The sequence below is a fragment of the Mitsuaria sp. CC2 genome (assembly GCF_048957715.1).
GTDB lineage: Bacteria > Pseudomonadota > Gammaproteobacteria > Burkholderiales > Burkholderiaceae_C > Roseateles.
Map to the genome: position 1 here is coordinate 103,739 of NZ_JARVXN010000011.1, position 16,424 is coordinate 120,162.

A 16,424-nucleotide genomic window follows, 5' to 3' on the forward strand; every position below is an offset into this window, starting at 1 on the left:
ACTCCGTGAACCTATGGGGGCGGATGCGCCCATAGGCGCGAGGTGGATTTGGGTCAGCTTGTTGTTGGCAGGCAGCCGAACTTCCGGATGCCGTCAGTCGGTTTTCGGACGCCGAATGACAAACTTGAGCTAGCCCGGAAATGTTATTGGTGGCTCGCTTAACGTGAACGGAACAAAAGGGCCGGGAGTCGGCCTCAGTTCACGGTTACAGAAGCGGCGTAAAGCCCGCAAACGCGGGGGAGGAGATGCTTGCCCCGGCAAGGAGTCCAGGCCAAGTCATCGAACGATCGTGCGCTTGTCACGTGGCAGACATCCAATGGTGATCGGCACTTAGGCGGGATCCTGAAGTCCGGGCCCCTGTCATCGACAGGGAGCGGGGACGTCGGGTTATCGCCTTGCATAGATGCAACACGACGTAAATCGTGTGAACGAAGTCCGCCGACGCCGGGAGCCGGGTTGGGGTTCCAGGCAAGTCGGGGCGTGTCAGCCGTGATAAGTTCACGGGTTTCCAGCGGGCGGCTGCGCTCAGTTTCGAAGGGGAATCCCTTCTATTAGTAATTGACGGCTGATTAATATGACGACGAATGCGATCCGGCCTTATCGGATCCTCGGCATCCAGCAGATCGCGATCGGCGGACCGGACAAGACGGCGCTGCGTCGGCTATGGGTGGACGTGCTGGGACTGCAGGTCATCGGGCATTTCGTGTCCGAGTCGGAAAACGTCGATGAGGACATTTGCGCGATCGGCGAGGGCCCGCGGCGGATCGAGGTCGATCTGATGCAACCGCTGGATCCGGACAGGAAGCCGGCGGTCCATGCGACGCCGCTCAATCACGTCGGTCTGTGGGTCGACGATCTACCCAGGGCCGTCGAATGGATGACCGCGAACGGCGTGCGCCTGGCGCCTGGCGGCATCCGCAAGGGTGCGGCGGGCCATGACATCTGCTTCATCCACCCCAAGTCCAGCGGCGAGTTCCCCATCGGCGGGGAGGGGGTGCTGATCGAGTTGGTGCAGGCGCCGCCAGAGGTGGTGACGGCCTTGGGCGGACCTGCCGGTTCCTGCAGGCCCGGCGGATCAGGGGGGGCGGGCGAAGCCTGAACCCGCCCGATTCACCAGAACTTCCACCAGGGGTCGGGTGTCTCCGGCGCTTCGGGCGCTGCCTTGCGTCGCATGCCGGCGCGTTGGAAGTGCAGCAGCGGAATGGCGCACGGATCGACGCTCGCCTTGCCGCCGCCTTCGAGCTGGTACCCGAAACGGGCGAGCAGCACCGCCTCCCCCAGTTCCAGCGGATGGAAGGGCAGGGGGTAGGCGTCCTCGTCCTTGCCGCCGACGGTCGCGCGCTGCTGTTCCGCCCAGAACGGGGCCTCGAAAGGCAGCGGCTCGCCGATGTCCTCCAGGATGCCGCTGTCGGGCGCCAGGCTCAGGGAGCGGATGAGCCGGCCGTCCTCCCACACGGCGAAGGCGAACCAGTCGACCACGCTGTGCATCGCATGCAGGGTGATCCGGCGCCTGCCGGCGATGTCGAGAAAGCGGCCCGGCAACTGCGACGGATGGTCGACGGCGAACTCGCTGGCCGCGATCACGCTGACGCCGGGGAAGCAGCCGATGAACATCAGCGGGTCGGGCGGATTGGTGTAGCTCAGATCGCCTTCGCCGATCAGTTCCAGCGTCTCGCCCGGGAAGAGCTGCTCGGCCAGCGCGCGCGAGGCCTCGCGATCGAGCGCGGGCTGCGCTTCCAGCGCCGCGCGGGCGTCGCCGTCCGCGATGACCAGCATCCAAGTCTTCGCCCCCATGCGACATCCTCTCCATGCAGTGGCGAGGATGGTAATCGCCTCAGGCCTCGTAAGGCCCTTTGCCGGGCAGCGCCCGGAGCAGGCCGAGCGTCGCCCCGGCCGGCGCCACCGTGAGGTGGTCCTCGCCGGCGAGGACGCGGGTCTCGATGCGCAGCGACGGGTAGCGGCGACTGCGCAGCAGCGCCTCGAACCGGCGGGCGTCGGCGACGAGGTCGGCGTCCTTGTTGAAGCGCGGTCCCGGCGCGACGGCCTCGTAGGCGCCGACGTACTGGAAGATCCGGGCGGCCAGGTCGGTGTGACGCTTCGCGTACGCGGCTTCGCGCTCGAACATCAGTCGCCGGTCGAACCAGAACGACGGGCTGCCGAGGATGTAATGGCTGAACAGCGCGGGCTGTGCGAACAGGACCTGCGCGGCGAAGAGCGCCCCATAGGAATGACCGAGCAGGACCCGGCGGTCCGGATCGATGCGGTACCGCTCGGAGATGGCCGGTACCGCGACGTCGGCGAGGTACTTCAGATAGGCGGCCCCTTCCCCGTAGCGTGGCGCGCCGTAGCGATCGGCGGGCCGGCCCGGCCGGGTGCGGGGATCGCTCGGGGTGTAGTCGCGCGAGCGCATGTCGACGGCGGATTCATCCGGCGGTCCCGCCAGCCCGATGACGGCGAAGTCGGCGAGGTTGCGTCCCTGCTGACCGACGCGGTTGCGCAGCGCCCGCACGAGCGGGAAGGCGTAGGGCGCGTCGGTCACGAACACGGCCGGGCGAGGCCCGACGGTCGCTGTTGTCGTCGCTGTTGCTGATGCGGATGCGGATGCCGGTGGATTCGGCGGGAGGTCGACCCAGACCTCATACCGGCGGCCGGTGACCGGATCGGGGAGCGGATGGACGAAGGTGCCGGGGAGGGCGTAGGGCCCGGTGGGGTCCGGCAACGCGGGCGCCGCGATGGACCGGGCGGTCGGCATCAGCAGCGAGCCCAACGCCGCGGCGAGAAGATGCCGGCGGTCGGTCATGCGGGGGAGCGGGAGTGGCGTTGGGGCGCGAGTGTCCCGCGCCGAGGCAGGGTCACGCGGTCCGCTTGGCGTTACGGGAGTTACGGGCGCGGACCTGCCGCCTTCAATCGACCAGGATGTTCCGGTTCTTCAGCGTCAGATGGATCTTGTCGCCGACCGTGTCCTTGTTGAACGGCTTGACGATGTACCCGGTGGCGCCGAGCTGGGCGGCGCGGATGATGTCCTCCTTGCGGCCCTCGGCGGTGACGAGCAGCACCGGCACCTTGCGCAAGGGATCGGATTCCGGCCTGGCGCGCAGGGCTTCCAGGAACTGGAAGCCGTTCATCACCGGCATGTTCACGTCGCTGAGGACGAAGTGGACCGGCTCACCCGATTCGGCCGAGATCTCGAGCTGGCGCAGCGCGGCCTTGCCGTCCTCGGCCTCGAGGATCTTCTTGAAGCCGAGTTCCCGGAGCAGCCCGGAGATGATGCGGCGCATGGTCGAGAAGTCGTCGACCACCAGGAAACAGAATTCTTCGCGTTTGATCGTCGTGACCATGTGCAACCCCTTCAGGCCAGAATGCTAGCGCGAGCGGGCACCGGCGTATCGGTTGAAAAGGGGCTCGCTTCGGGGTCATGGCGCTCCGGGTAGCATGCCCGGATGAGCTCCACAACGCCTGACCCCGTCGCCGCGCTGCTGCGCCACGCCGCCGCCACCTGGATCGCGCCGCGTTTCCGCCATCTGGCGGACGACGAGGTGATGGAAAAGGCCCCCGGCGAGTGGGTCACGACGGTGGATCGCGACGTCGAGGCCTTCCTCACCCCCGAACTTCGCGCGCTGGTGCCCGGTTCACGCGTCGTGGGCGAAGAACAGTGCGCGGAGACGCCGGAACTGCTCGACCAGCTCGACGACGGCGCCGTGTGGCTGGTGGATCCGCTGGACGGCACCTTCAACTTCATCTCGGGGCGCGAGCCGCTGTCGTCGATGGTCGCGCTGCTGGAAGACGGCGTGACGGTGGGGGCGTGGATGCTCAACCCGATCTCGGGCGTGCTCCATCACGCCCGGCGCGGGCAGGGCGCCTGGCGGGAGTCCGAGCGGCTGCGCGCGGCCGCTGGACCGGGACTGAAACGCGCGGTCGTCAAGACGCGCTTCCTGCCGCAAGAACATCAGGAACGGGTCGCGACCTGGCCGGGCGCGGAGATCCTGCCCGGACTGAACTGCGCCGGCGCGGAGTACCCCGCACTCGCCGAAGGCGCGTTCGACGCGACGCTCTACTGGCGCAAACTCGCCTGGGACCACGCGCCGGGCTCGCTGTTCATCGCCGAAGCCGGCGGCGTCGCGGCGCGGCTCGACGGCACGCCCTACCGCGCGGGCGATCGCCACCCTGGGTTGCTGGTGGCGCGCAGCCGGGAGGTGTGGGAGGAAGCCGCCGCTGCATGGAAGAGGACTTCGTAGGGCTGGACGCAGATCCGTCCGGAACGCGGATTGCCGCGTTCGCCGTCGATGACGGATTCCCTCGATATCGCACGCCGACTGGATCGGCTGCCCTGGTCGCGCTGGCACTGGCGCGTGGTGCTCGCCCTCGGCGTGGCCTGGGTGCTCGACGGCCTGGAGGTCACCCTCGTGGGCTCCGTCGGCGCCGTGCTGGAAAGACCTGACACCCTCGGTCTCTCGGCCGTCCAGGTCGGCTGGTCCGGCTCGCTGTATCTCGCCGGCGCGATCGTCGGCGCCCTGGTCTTCGGACGGATGTCGGACCGGCTCGGACGCAAACGGCTGTTCCTGGCCACGCTCGCAATCTACGCCGTGGCCACGCTCGCGACCGCGTTCTCCACCGACTTCACCTTTTTCGCGCTGTGCCGCTTCATCACCGGCCTGGGCATCGGCGGGGAGTACGCCGCCATCAATTCCGCCATCGACGAACTGGTCCCCGCCCGCGTGCGCGGTCGCGTGAACCTCGCCATCAACGGCAGCTTCTGGATCGGCGCCGCGCTGGGCGCCGCCTCCAGCCTGCTGCTGCTGCATCCGGATGTGCTGGGACCGGTGGAGGGCTGGCGCGTGGGCTTCGCGATGGGCGCGCTGCTGGCGGTCGGCATGGTGCTGGTGCGCCGCCACGTGCCGGAAAGCCCGCGCTGGCTGCTGCGCCACGGACGCGTGGAGGAAGCCAGCCGGATCCTCGACGCCATCGAGGCCGAGGTCGTCGCCCAGCACGGTCCGCTGCCACCGCTCCCCGCGGTGGCGCCGAAGGACCGGCGGGAGCAGCGGCCGGTGCCGACGATGCGTGAGGTGCTGCATGTGCTGTTGCGCCGCTATCGCGTGCGCAGCGGTGTGGCGCTGTCGTTGATGCTGGCGCAGGCCTTCTTCTACAACGCGATCTTCTTCAGCTACGCGCTGGTGCTGACGCGCTTCTATGGCGTCGCCGACCATCGGGTGGCGCTCTACATCTTCCCGTTCGCGCTGGGCAACGTGCTGGGACCGTTGCTGCTGGGACCGCTGTTCGACCGGGTGGGGCGCCGTCGCATGATCGCGCTGACCTACGGCCTGGCCGGGGTGGGCCTGGCGGCCACCGGCGTGGCCTTCGTCGCGGACGTGCTCGACGCGCGCTCGCAGGCACTGTGCTGGTCGGCGGTGTTCTTCTTCGCCTCCGCGGCGGCGAGCTCCGCGTACCTCACGGTGAGCGAGGTGTTCCCGCTGGAGATGCGCGCGATGGCCATCGCGATCTTCTATGCGGTCGGGACAGGCGCTGGCGGTTTCGCGGCGCCGCTGCTGTTCGGATGGCTGGTGGAGAGCGCCGACCGCGGCAACGTGGCGATCGGCTATGGCGTCGGCGCGGTGCTGGTCATCGTGGCGGGGCTGCTCGCGCTGCGCTTCGGCGTTGATGCGGAGCGCAAACCGCTGGAGGACATCGCGCCGTCGAGTTGACCGGTCCTCAGCGCTTCCCGACCCAGCGCCTGACGCGACGCTGCCAGTCCAGCCATTGCCGATGGCGGGAGCGGTCGATGCGTTTCACGTCGATGAGCGTGATGTCGCCGCAGGCGGACATGGTGTGCAGGCCGCACGCGAAGTCACGATGGGCGAGGTCGCCGGTGAAAGTCTCGGGCAAGGCCTGGACCTCGACGGCCTCCGTCGACAGGCGCGTGAAGCGCAGCCAGCGCGTCGCACCTCCGTAGCCATTGCGGCTGTCCTGCACGGGCAGCGTGACGAGACCGTCCGCGCCGACGAAGGGCGTGCCGGCCGGGCGGGCGCCGTCGTGCGCCAACCTCACCGGATTGGCGCGGTGCGGCGTCCATGGCCCCTGCAACGACGGTGCATGGGCGACATGCAGTTCCCGCTGATCGCGCTTGTCCGGCCCGATGACGGCGTAGAACATCCACCAGATCCCGTCGTGCCGCAGCAGCGAGGCGTCGACCGCGCGCACGCCGGGCAGCAGCGCGCAGACCCGCTCCCAGCGTTCCCAGCGCTCGGCGCCGTCCACCGCACGATAGAGCGCGACTTCCTCGGCCTGGCTGGACTCGGGGACCATCCAGACCTGACCCTCGTGCTCGAAGACGAAGGGATAGGACAGATGGAAGGGCGTTCGCAGCACCGGCCTGGGCGCGCTCCACGCGCCGCTGCCCAGATCGAGCGTGAGCCGCTGCAGGTCGGCGCGCTTGGTGCGGTAGTCGAAGTGTTCGACGAACACATGCAGGGCGTCGCCCTCGCGCAGGGCGAAGGGATCGGCGTAATAGCGCCAGTCGCCGGCCTCGGGCATCCAGACGATGCGGTCCCGCAGTTCGTGCAGACGCTCGGGTGTGAGCCGATCGATGCGTTCGGGAACGACGCCGACAGTCCAGAAGTCGGACTTCGGACGTTTAACCATGAGCGTCTTCGACGCTCAGCCCGGTCAGGTCGTGCACCCGGGCGCCCTGACGCGTCAGCACGTCCTGGTAAAGACCCAGCGTGGCGCGCACGGCGGTGGAGCGGTCGTAGCGCTGCATGTCGTAGTCGACCGGGCGGCGCTGGTCGCGCTGGCGCTGCTCGATCGCCGCCGCGATCGCCCGGCCCATCGCCGACGCGTCGTCGATGGGCACGATGGCCGATTGCGCAGGATCCAGCATCTCGCTCGCGCCCAGGGTCGCGGTCGCCACGATCGGCAGTCGCGCGCGCATGGCTTCGAGGATCGCCAGCGGGAACTGCTCCTCGCGCGACGAGGACACGTAGAGGTCCATCTCGCCGAGCAGTTCGTCCACGTTCCAGCGGAAGCCGAGCAGATGGATGCGCCCGTCGTCGCCGCGCAGCGCTTCAAGCTCGGCGCGCTGCGGGCCTTCGCCGATCAGCACGAGGTGGGCGTTCGCCGGCGCGTGCTGCCGGAAGGCCTGGATCAGGGTGTGCATGCCCTTGGCCGCGTGCAGCCGGCCGACGCAGCCGATCACCGGCGCGGCGTGCGGGATGCCGAGCTCCATGCGCAGCGATCCCGACGGCGCCTTCGCGGCGCAGGATCCGGCGCTGCGTTCCGGGGCCCAGTTGTAGATGACGCGATGCAGGCCGCCGAATTCCTTCAGATGACCGACCTGCGCGGAATTGACGCACACCAGCGCGTCCATCCGCGCATGGTGATGCGTCTTGTATCCCACATGCAGTGTGCCGACGCGCGCGCTGTGCTTGGCCGCTGTCACCGCCTTGCAGGCAGGACCGAGGTGACCGTGGACGACGTCCGCGCCCAGCTTGGCGGCCAGCCGCCGCACGCGCGCGGCACGCAGCACGGGCAGGCGCAGGCCGTGGAAGCTGACGCGCTGGTCCAGTGCATGGCGGACAGCCGATCCCGCCTGCCCGATCACATGCACGCTGTGGCCCAGCGCGGCCTGCGCGTTGGCCAGGTCGACACAGTGATGCTCGCCCCCGGCGAGGCGAGATGAGAAAACCACGTGGACGATTGAAAGTGCGCGCATCACGTCGAATCGGCAAAAAGGATAAATAACGTCTGGAGTCTATTTCTTAACATTCAGCAATAAAGCGGGATTTCCCCCAGGATCGTGGGGTGTACGGTGGGTCAATAGCAAAGCTGTGCGCAATTTCATGGGTGACATTGACGCCACTTGAACAATCAGGACGACGTTGGGGCGCGCAACGGTCGCCGGCGGGACGTAGTGACTGAAGCGGGGACGAAACGCCACGTAACCAAACCGGCAGTGACGGCCGGGCACGCTTCGGGGCGACGAAGCGCTGTTTCCCTGGGATGAACTGCAGGATGTGACCACCTGCATGCAGGGTCATTGAAGTTAAGCTAGCGCGCCTTTTTGCGGCTTTCGCACGAAGGACACCTCGTGACCACCCCCTGCCTCGTTCCCTCGGAGCCCGCTTCATGCTGCGTCTGTCGCTGATCGCCCTTGTCGTTGCATCCCTGCTTGCCGGTTGCGGCAAATCCTCCCCCGACAAGAAGGCATCGCCCGCGGCCGAGGCGGCCAGCGCGCCCAGCCTGCTGGTGGCCGCCGAGGACGTGCAGACGCTGGGTGTCAGCGCCTACGCAAGCGGCCCGGTGATCACCGGCTCGATCCAGCCGGAACGTCGCGCCGACCTGCGCGCCGAACTGCAGGCCATCGTGCTGCAGGTCTACAAGGAAAACGGCGAGCGCGTGAAGCGCGGCGACCTGCTGGTGCGCCTGGACGACACCGCCATCCGCGACACGGTCCAGTCCGCCGACGAATCCGCCCGGGCGGCCTCGCAGAGTTTCGAACAGGCCGAGCGCCAGTACCAGCGCCTGAAGACGCTGCAGGCGCAGGGCATGAGCTCCATCCAGGCGATGGAAGACGCCGAGATCCGCCGCAACAACGCGCAGAGCGACCTGGTCGCCGCGCGCGCCCGTGTGGCCACCGCGCGCCAGCAGCAGCAGCGCACCGAGGTGCGCGCGCCGTTCGACGGTGTCGTCAGCGATCGAAAGGTCTCGCCGGGCGATTCGGCCCAGATCGGCAAGGAACTGATCAAGGTGATGGACCCGGCGTCGATGCGCTTCGAAGGGTTGGTGTCCGCCGACCGCATGTCCGAGCTCAAGCTTGCGCAGGTCGTGTACTTCCGGGTCAACGGCTATCCGCAGGTGGACTTCCAGGGCAAGGTGCGCCGCATCGCGCAGGCCGCCAACGCCAACACCCGCCAGGTCGAGGTGCTGGTCGACTTCGCCGGCGCGCAGCAGCCCGGCGTGGCCGGCCTCTATGCGGAAGGGCGCGTGCAAACCAACAGCGTCTCGGCGCTGATGGTGGCGGACGGCGCGCTGGTGCGCGAGGGCGACAAGTCCTTCGTCTGGCGCGTGGACGCCGGCAAGGTCTCGAAGACCCCGGTGAACCTGGGTGCGCGGGACGACCGCCAGGGCCTCTACGTGGTGACCGGCGGCCTGAAGCAGGGCGACCGCATCCTGCGCAGCCCGACCAGCACGCTGCTCGACGGTCAGCGCGTCGAGCTCAGCAAGGCCGCCGCGGCCACCGCGGCCCCCGCCATGACCAGCGCCAGCGGCACGCCGCCGACCGGATTGACGAACTCGGGCTCGACCTCGACCTCCGCGGGCTCGACCGTGGTGCCGCTGCCCGTGCTGCCGGTGGCCTCCGCCGCCTCGGCCCCCTGACGCGCACAGGAGCCTGAACCATGTTCCTCTCCAATTTCTCGGTCAAGAAGCCGATCGCGATGATCGTGATCATCATCGGCTTGATGGCCCTGGGCCTGCTGGCCCTGTCCAAGCTGCGCGTCAACGAGCGGCCCGACGTCGACCTGCCGCTGCTGGTGGTCAGCATCAGCTATCCCGGCGCGTCGCCGGAGACCTCCGAGCGCGAGATCGTCAACCGCATCGAGAAGTCGCTGCAGAGCATCTCCGGCGTGAACGAGGTGCGTTCGACCTCGGGCGAAGGGTCGGCGCAGCTGCTGCTGTTCTTCAACTTCGACAAGAACATGATCGAGGCGGCCGACGAGGTCCGCAACGCGATCGCCGCGGTCCGCCACAAGCTGCCGACCGAGATGCGCGAGCCCGTGCTTCAGCGCGTCGACCCGTCGGCGCAGCCGATCATGCAGCTGGCGCTGTCGTCCAGCAGCCAGTCGCATGCCGAGATCTCGCGGATGGCCGAGGACCAGTTCGCCGACCGCTTCCGCGCCATCCCGGGCGCCGCGACGGTGACGGTGAACGGTTCGCTCAAGCGCGAGCTGTCGGTGCTGCTGAACGCGCAGAAGCTGCGTGAGTTCAACGTCTCGGTGACGGAGGTCGTCAACGCGCTGCGCATGCAGAACACGACGGCGCCGGTGGGCAAGGTGCGCGGGCAGCTCGAGGACCAGAGCATCCGGCTGCTGGGCCGCATCGAGTCGCCGGCCGATTTCAACCAGATCGTGGTGAAGCGCTCGGGCAGCGAGCTGATCCGCCTGGGTCAGGTGGCCACGGTGCAGGACGGCTTCGCGGAACAGACCGGCCTGTCGGTGCGCAACGGCCATCCGAACGTCGGCATCATGGTCACGCGCTCGCGCGACGCGTCGACGGTGAGCGTGGCCAAGGAGGTCCGCCAGCTGGTCGAGGAGATCGGCAAGACGCTGCCCCAGGGCACCAAGCTCGAGGTGGTGCAGGACGGCGGGCAGGACGCGCAGGACAGCCTGAACAACGTGATCCACGCGCTGGTGTTCGGCGCGGGCCTGACGATCTTCGTGGTCTACGTGTTCCTGAATTCCTGGCGTTCGACCATGATCACGGCGCTGTCGCTGCCGACCTCGGTGATCGCCGCGTTCATTGCGGTGTGGCTGTGCGGCTTCACGCTGAACTTCATGAGCCTGCTGGGCCTGTCGCTGGCGATCGGGGTGCTGATCGACGATGCGATCGTGGTCCGCGAGAACATCGTGCGTCACATGGAGCGCGGCGCCGACCGCCGCACGGCCGCATTGAAGGGCACGGCCGAGATCGGCCTGGCCGTCGCGGCGACGACCTTCTCGATCGTCGCCGTGTTCATCCCGGTGGCCTTCATGCCGGGCGTGTCCGGCGAATGGTTCCGGCCCTTCGGGCTGACGGTGGTGGCCTCGGTGCTGGTGTCGCTGTTCATCTCGTTCACGCTGGACCCGATGCTGTCGGCGTTCTGGGGCGACCCCCCGGGGCACCATGAAGCGCCGAAGACGAACTGGGTGTCGAAGAAGCTGCACGCCTTCAACGAGTGGTTCGATCGCCAGGCCGACGGCTACGGCCATGTGATCGCCTGGGCGCTGCACCACCGCACCTGGATGGCCGTGTTCGCGGTCCTGAGCTTCGTGCTGGCGATCTTCCTGCAGGTCACGATGGGCGGCACGAGCTTCCTGCCGGCCTCCGACTCCGGGACCATCGCCATCGAGGTGCGCACGCCGGCCTCGTCCAGTCTTGAATATGCACGGCTCAAGATGGGCGCCGCGTCCGCGCTGGCGCGCGAGATGCCCGAGACGGTGGCCACCAACGAGAGCGTGAACGCCAGCGGCGGCCGCGTCTACGTGGACCTGGGCAAGAGCACCCAGCGCAAGCGCAGCGCGGCCGAGATCGCCGCCGACCTGCGCACGCGGGTGGCGCGGCTGGTCGGGGCGGAGTACGTGGTGCTCGACGACCTGAACAACGGCGCGCAGAAGCCGGTGCAGATCCGGTTCTCCGGCGCGGACTCGCGCAAGCTGATGGAGATCACCACCGACTACATGGAGAAACTGCGCCGAGTGCCGGGCGCGGTGGACGTGGGCCTGTCGGAGCAGGATCCGCAGAACGAGCTGCAGATCGAGCTCAACCGCGGCCTGGCCAATACGCTGGGGATCTCGGTGGGCGATGCGGCCAACTCGCTGCGGGTGGCCTTCGCCGGCGTGGAGGTCGGCGACTGGATCGACCCGAGCAGCGAGACGCGCGACGTCGCGGTGCGGCTGGCGCCGGAAGACCGCGTCGACGCGAGCAACATCGAGCGCCTGCCGATCGCGGTGAGCGGCGCCGGCGTGATGGTGCCGCTGGAGCAGATCGCCACGGTGACCATGGGCAAGGGTCCGGCCAAGATCCAGCATGCGGACGGCAAGCGGATGATCGCGGTGTCGGCCAACGCGCACGGCCGATCGCCCGGCGAGGTCACCAGCGACGCGCTGAAGCTGGCGAAGTCCATCAACTTCCCGCCCGGTTACGGCATCGAGCTGGCGGGCGCGGCCAAGGACCAGCAGGAGGTGTTCAGCGCGATGGGCATCGCGCTGGCCTCGGGCATCGGCCTGATGTACCTCATCCTGGTGATGCAGTTCGGCAGCTTCACCGCGCCGCTGGGCGTGATGCTGTCCCTGCCGCTGTCGCTGATCGGCGTGGTGGTGGCGCTGCTGCTGACCAAGGGCACGCTGAACCTGATGAGCTTCATCGGGATCATCATGCTGGCCGGCCTGGTGGCGAAGAACGCCATCCTGCTGCTGGACGCGGCGCGCCAGGAGGAGGCGGCCGGCGTGCCGCGCGAGGAGGCGCTGATGCACGCGGGCCGCAAGCGCTTCCGTCCCATCCTGATGACGACCTTCGCGCTGATCGCCGGCATGCTGCCGGTGGCGGTGGGCATCGGCGAGGGCGGCGAGTTCTACCGTCCGATGGCGGTGGCCATCATCGGCGGCACGATCACGTCGACCTTCCTGACGCTGCTGATGGTGCCGAGCTTCTACGACAGCATCGAGATCAAGCGCGACAGCTTCCTGGCGAAGTTCCACCGTCGCGAGGCGCGCTGGACGACGGCCGGCGCGCTGCTGGCGGGCATCGTCGAGTTCGTGCTCTTCCTGACCTTCGTGCGCTTCGTGTTCCGTCTGGTGATGCGCGGTTGGGGCATGGTCAGCGGCAAGCACCGCCGTCCGGTCGATCTGACGACCCACGGCGCGGGCGACGACTGACGCGTGGTCCGGATGCAGCCGGTGATGGGGCCACCCGCCACCGGAGCAGAGCGAAAGGGCGCCTCATCGAGGCGCCCTTTTTCGTCGCGTCGTTCCGTCGGGGCGCGCGTGGACGGTGCCGTCGTTCATTTTTGGCAGAGCGGAGATTCATGCAAAGAACTTCGCAAGCGGCAGCCGCGACTGGAGTAGCCCTCAGCAATCCTGGAGCATCGCGATGTATTTGGTACGAGAAAACGCGCCGCGACGAGTGGCACGGCACCCTGTGCAACTGGCTGTGTCGATCTGTCTTCTGGCCGGCCTGACGGCTTGTGGTGGAGGCGGGGACGATGCTTCAGCACCCACAAGCGGTACGCCCTCAGGTGTGACGACGCCTTCGAATCCGAGCCTCGCGCCGACACCGACACCGACACCGACGCCAGTCCCCGTTCCAGAACCAACGCCAGCTCCGGTCCCAGCCCCAGCCCCGGCTCCGGCTCCGGCTCCGGCTCCGGCTCCGACTCCGGCTCCGGCTCCGGCTCCGGCTCCGGCACCGGCTCCAGCTCCAGCTCCAGCTCCAGCTCCAGCTCCAGCTCCGGCTCCGGCTCCGGCTCCGGCTCCGGCCCCGGCTCCGGCCCCGGCCCCGGCTCGCATCGTTGGCGGGGCCGTCAGTGGTCTTGAGCCCGGCAACATCCTGCTGCTGCGAAAAAACGACAGCGAGGATCTGAGCGTCACTGCGAACGGAGAGTTCCGCTTCTCCGCGCCGATCGCCAGCGACACGCCATACGTCGTCTCCGTCAAGGGCCAACCCCAGTGGCAGCGCTGTGCGATCGCCAGCGGCGGCGGCGCGGGGGATCGGGTGACGGTCGTCTGCAGCGCGTCGCAGACGGTCGTCGACACCTTGGCGGGATCCGGTGCGCGGGGGGCGTCCGACGGCATCGCCAGTCAGGCGTCATTCAACCAGCCGGGCGGTGTTGCGGTCGACAGTGCAGGCAATGTCTACGTGGCCGATCTCGCCAACCAGGAGATCCGAAAGATCACCCCGGCAAGGAATGTGACGACACTGGCAGGCCATTCCGGCTCGACCGGCACGGCGGATGGCGACCGCTACGCCGCTTCGTTCAAGGGCCCGACATCCGTTGCCGTGGATGCCGATGGCAACGTGTACGTGTCGGATCAGTTGTCGCATCGAGTACGAAAGATCACGCCCGCCGGCGTGGTCTCCACGTTGGCGGGTTCCGAGATCGCCGGTTCCGCCGACGGTCATGGCGCCGCGGCGACCTTCGGCCAGCCGGCGGGGCTTGCCGTAGATGCGGTTGGCAATCTCTATGTCGCGGATCGTGCCAACAACCGGATCCGCAAGATCAGCCCGGCAGGCGATGTCGTCACGCTGGCCGGTTCGGGCGTGGAGGGGTCCACCGACGGAAGCGGCGTTCAGGCTTCATTCTCGGAACCCGTCGATGTCGCGGTGGATAGCGCGGGCAACGTCTATGTGGCGGACGCCCGGAACAACCGGATTCGAAAGATCACGCCGGCAGGGAATGTCACGACGTTGGCGGGCTCCGGCCTGCAGGGGGCGGCGGACGGCGTCGGCGCCAGTGCATCGTTCTTCCGCCCATTCGGTATCGCAGTCGACCGTGCCGGCTATGTCTACGTGACGGATTCGGGGAACAACAGGATCCGCAGGATCAGTCCGCTCGGCTTCGTGACGACACTGGCCGGCACCGGCGCAGTCGGTTCGACCAACGGTAGCGCCGCGACGGCAAGCTTCTACTCGCCAAGCGGTGTCGCAGTCGATGGCAGTGGCATCGTCTACGTGGGAGATGGGGCCAACAACCTGATCCGCAGAATCACAAGTTCGCTTGCGCCTTGAATTGGAACGGGGCGGTGGGTCAGGTCTTGCCGATCAGACCACCCGCCCCGGATTCAGCAACCCACGCGGATCCAGCGCCTGCTTGATCTGCCGCATCAGCTGCATCGCCACCGGGCTCTTGCGCTGCGAGAGTTCCTCGCGCTTGAGCTGACCGATGCCGTGCTCGGCGGAGATGGAGCCGCCGTGCGCCGTCACCTGGTCGTAAACGACCTCGTTGACCGTGGCCTCGTGTTCGCGGAGGAAATCGGCGGCGGTGATGCCTTCCGGCGCCTGCAGGTTGTAGTGCAGGTTGCCGTCGCCCAGATGGCCGAAGTCCACCAGGCGCGAACCCGGGAAGCGCTCCGCCAGCAGCGCGTCGCAACGCTCGACGAAGTCCGGGATGCGCGACACCGGCAGCGCGATGTCGTGCTTGATGTTCAGGCCTTCCTCGCTCTGCGCCAGCGGGATGGATTCGCGCAGGTGCCACATCGCCTGGCTTTGCGACAGGCTCTCCGCCACCGCCGCGTCGTCGATCGCGCCGCGCTCCAGCGCTTCCTCGAGCAAACCCTCGAACTGCGTGCGGGCGTGTTCCTCGCCCTCGCTGTCCGAGAGCTCCAGCAGCACCGTCCACGGACGAGGGCCGAGCGGCTGCGCCAGCTGCGGGAAGTGCTTGCGGACCAGCGCCAGCGACAGCGCATTCATCACCTCGAAACCGGTCAGCGCCGCGCCGCAGCGCGATCGCGCCAGGTCCAGCAGCGCGACGGCATCGCGTAGCGTGTCGCAGGCGGCCAGCGCGGTCATCCGCGCGCGCGGCAGCGGATGCAGCTTCAGCGTCGCCGCGGTGATCACGCCCAGCGTGCCTTCGGAGCCGATGAACAGGTCGCGCAGGTCGTAGCCGGTGTTGTCCTTGCGCAGCCCGGACAGTCCGTCCCACACCGTGCCGTCGGCGGTCACGACCTCCAGGCCCAGGCACAACTCGCGCGCGTTGCCGTAGCGCAGCACCTGCGTGCCGCCGGCATTGGTGGCGAGGTTGCCGCCGATCGTGCAGCTGCCCTCGGCCGCCAGGCTCAGCGGGAACAGCCAGCCCGCCTCGCGCGCCGCCTGCTGCACGTGCTGCAGCACGCAGCCGGCCTCGACGGTCATCGTCAGATTCGAGGGATCGATCTGGCGGACGCGGTTCAGCCGTTGCAGGCTCAGCAGCAGTTGCGTCCCCGAATCGTCGGGAACGCCGCCGCCCACCAGTCCGGTGTTGCCGCCCTGCGGCACCAGCGCCACGCCGTGTTCGCGCGCGAGTGTGACGACCGCGGCGACCTGCGCCGTGTCGGCCGGGCGGACCACCGCCAGCGCACGTCCGACGTAGCGCTTGCGCCAGTCGCGCTCGAAACCGGACAGGTCGTGTCCGGCGGGCAGCAGCACATGGGCGTCGCCCAGCGTGGCGCGCAGGGCGTCGACGAGGGCGGCACTCATCGTTCATCCTTCGAGGCTGCGGACTGCGCCGCCTCGTCGTCGAGCCGCTGCGCTTCAGCCGATCTCGCTTCAGCCAGTCGCTGCCGGATCTGCGCCGCGCAGGCGACGAAGATGGTCACCGACAGCACCACCTCGATCCACGCGAGCACCATGCCGAACCCGCCTTCGGACGTGCCGCGCACCAGTCCTTCGGTCACGTAGAGCCAGATCATCAGGCTGACCCAACGGTAGGTGTACATGCGGTAGCGCCACAGGCCGACCAGCGGCAGCAGCAGCGGCAAGGCCTTGATCGCGAGCGTGCCGCGCCCGGTCGGCGCGAGCCAGAGTTCCCAGGCCAGGCACACGACGGCCAGCGCCAGCGTGGCGAAGAACGCCAGTTGCCGGCTGCCGCGTTCGCGCGCGGTGGGCGCCGAGCGTGGCGTCGGCGCATGGGTCGGCGCAGGGGTCGACTGCGTAGCCGGCGCGGAGCTCATCGAAGGGGCGGCGTCGAGGCTTGACATGGCTGG

The 16,424-nt window shown here is 68.5% G+C and carries 13 protein-coding genes; 6 read left to right on the forward strand and 7 right to left on the reverse strand.

Annotation, left to right across the window (positions count from 1 at the left end; genetic code table 11):
- The first annotated feature begins 574 nt into the window (after nt 1-574).
- The gene (locus tag PV762_RS06395) at nt 575-1,099 is read left to right on the forward strand and encodes a VOC family protein (protein ID WP_421034191.1); all 525 of its coding nucleotides are present in this window, start codon (nt 575-577) and stop codon (nt 1,097-1,099) included.
- Between the two features lie 11 nt (nt 1,100-1,110).
- Here the strand turns inward: PV762_RS06395 and PV762_RS06400 are convergent, their stop codons facing one another.
- From PV762_RS06400 to PV762_RS06410, 3 genes are all read right to left on the reverse strand, one after another.
- Entirely contained in the window at nt 1,111-1,794 is a 684-nt protein-coding gene (locus PV762_RS06400) for a DUF6928 family protein (protein WP_421034192.1), read from the reverse strand.
- 40 nt (nt 1,795-1,834) lie between these two features.
- On the reverse strand, nt 1,835-2,800 hold the full coding sequence (locus PV762_RS06405; RefSeq protein ID WP_421034193.1) for an alpha/beta hydrolase: 966 nt from the start codon (nt 2,798-2,800) through the stop codon (nt 1,835-1,837).
- Nucleotides 2,801-2,903: 103 nt separating this feature from the next.
- Entirely contained in the window at nt 2,904-3,338 is a 435-nt protein-coding gene (locus PV762_RS06410) for a response regulator (RefSeq protein ID WP_088404349.1), read from the reverse strand.
- A 102-nt stretch (nt 3,339-3,440) separates the two neighbouring features.
- Here PV762_RS06410 and PV762_RS06415 point away from each other — a divergent pair, with 102 nt between their 5' ends.
- Together PV762_RS06415 and PV762_RS06420 are read left to right on the forward strand one after the other, a co-directional pair.
- Nucleotides 3,441-4,235: an inositol monophosphatase family protein gene (locus PV762_RS06415; RefSeq protein ID WP_421034194.1), complete on the forward strand. Its 795-nt coding sequence runs from the start codon at nt 3,441-3,443 to the stop codon at nt 4,233-4,235.
- A gap of 48 nt (nt 4,236-4,283) precedes the next feature.
- Nucleotides 4,284-5,699 (forward strand): MFS transporter, encoded by a 1,416-nt coding sequence (locus tag PV762_RS06420; protein WP_421034195.1) that lies wholly within the window; start codon nt 4,284-4,286, stop codon nt 5,697-5,699.
- 7 nt (nt 5,700-5,706) lie between these two features.
- On the opposite strand, the gene PV762_RS06425 is transcribed toward PV762_RS06420, so the two are convergent.
- Both PV762_RS06425 and PV762_RS06430 read right to left on the reverse strand, forming a co-directional pair.
- Nucleotides 5,707-6,636: a glucosamine inositolphosphorylceramide transferase family protein gene (locus PV762_RS06425; protein ID WP_421034196.1), complete on the reverse strand. Its 930-nt coding sequence runs from the start codon at nt 6,634-6,636 to the stop codon at nt 5,707-5,709.
- Nucleotides 6,629-7,705 (reverse strand): glycosyltransferase, encoded by a 1,077-nt coding sequence (locus PV762_RS06430; RefSeq protein ID WP_421034197.1) that lies wholly within the window; start codon nt 7,703-7,705, stop codon nt 6,629-6,631. The genes PV762_RS06425 and PV762_RS06430 overlap by 8 nt, the downstream gene beginning before the upstream one ends.
- A 413-nt stretch (nt 7,706-8,118) precedes the next feature.
- On the opposite strand from PV762_RS06430, the gene PV762_RS06435 reads away from it, so the two are divergent.
- The 3 genes from PV762_RS06435 (at nt 8,119) to PV762_RS06445 (ending at nt 14,472) form a co-directional block, all read left to right on the forward strand.
- Complete coding sequence (locus PV762_RS06435; RefSeq protein ID WP_421034198.1) at nt 8,119-9,369, forward strand: efflux RND transporter periplasmic adaptor subunit; 1,251 nt, start codon at nt 8,119-8,121, stop codon at nt 9,367-9,369.
- Nucleotides 9,370-9,389: 20 nt separating this feature from the next.
- Complete coding sequence (locus PV762_RS06440; RefSeq protein ID WP_421034199.1) at nt 9,390-12,623, forward strand: efflux RND transporter permease subunit; 3,234 nt, start codon at nt 9,390-9,392, stop codon at nt 12,621-12,623.
- 835 nt (nt 12,624-13,458) lie between these two features.
- On the forward strand, nt 13,459-14,472 hold the full coding sequence (locus PV762_RS06445; protein WP_421034200.1) for an NHL repeat-containing protein: 1,014 nt from the start codon (nt 13,459-13,461) through the stop codon (nt 14,470-14,472).
- 33 nt (nt 14,473-14,505) lie between these two features.
- Here the strand turns inward: PV762_RS06445 and PV762_RS06450 are convergent, their stop codons facing one another.
- Nucleotides 14,506-15,918 (reverse strand): FAD-binding oxidoreductase, encoded by a 1,413-nt coding sequence (locus PV762_RS06450; RefSeq protein WP_421034201.1) that lies wholly within the window; start codon nt 15,916-15,918, stop codon nt 14,506-14,508.
- Nucleotides 15,915-16,418 (reverse strand): DUF2069 domain-containing protein, encoded by a 504-nt coding sequence (locus PV762_RS06455; RefSeq protein ID WP_421034202.1) that lies wholly within the window; start codon nt 16,416-16,418, stop codon nt 15,915-15,917. The genes PV762_RS06450 and PV762_RS06455 overlap by 4 nt, the downstream gene beginning before the upstream one ends.
- Nucleotides 16,419-16,424 lie beyond the last annotated feature (6 nt).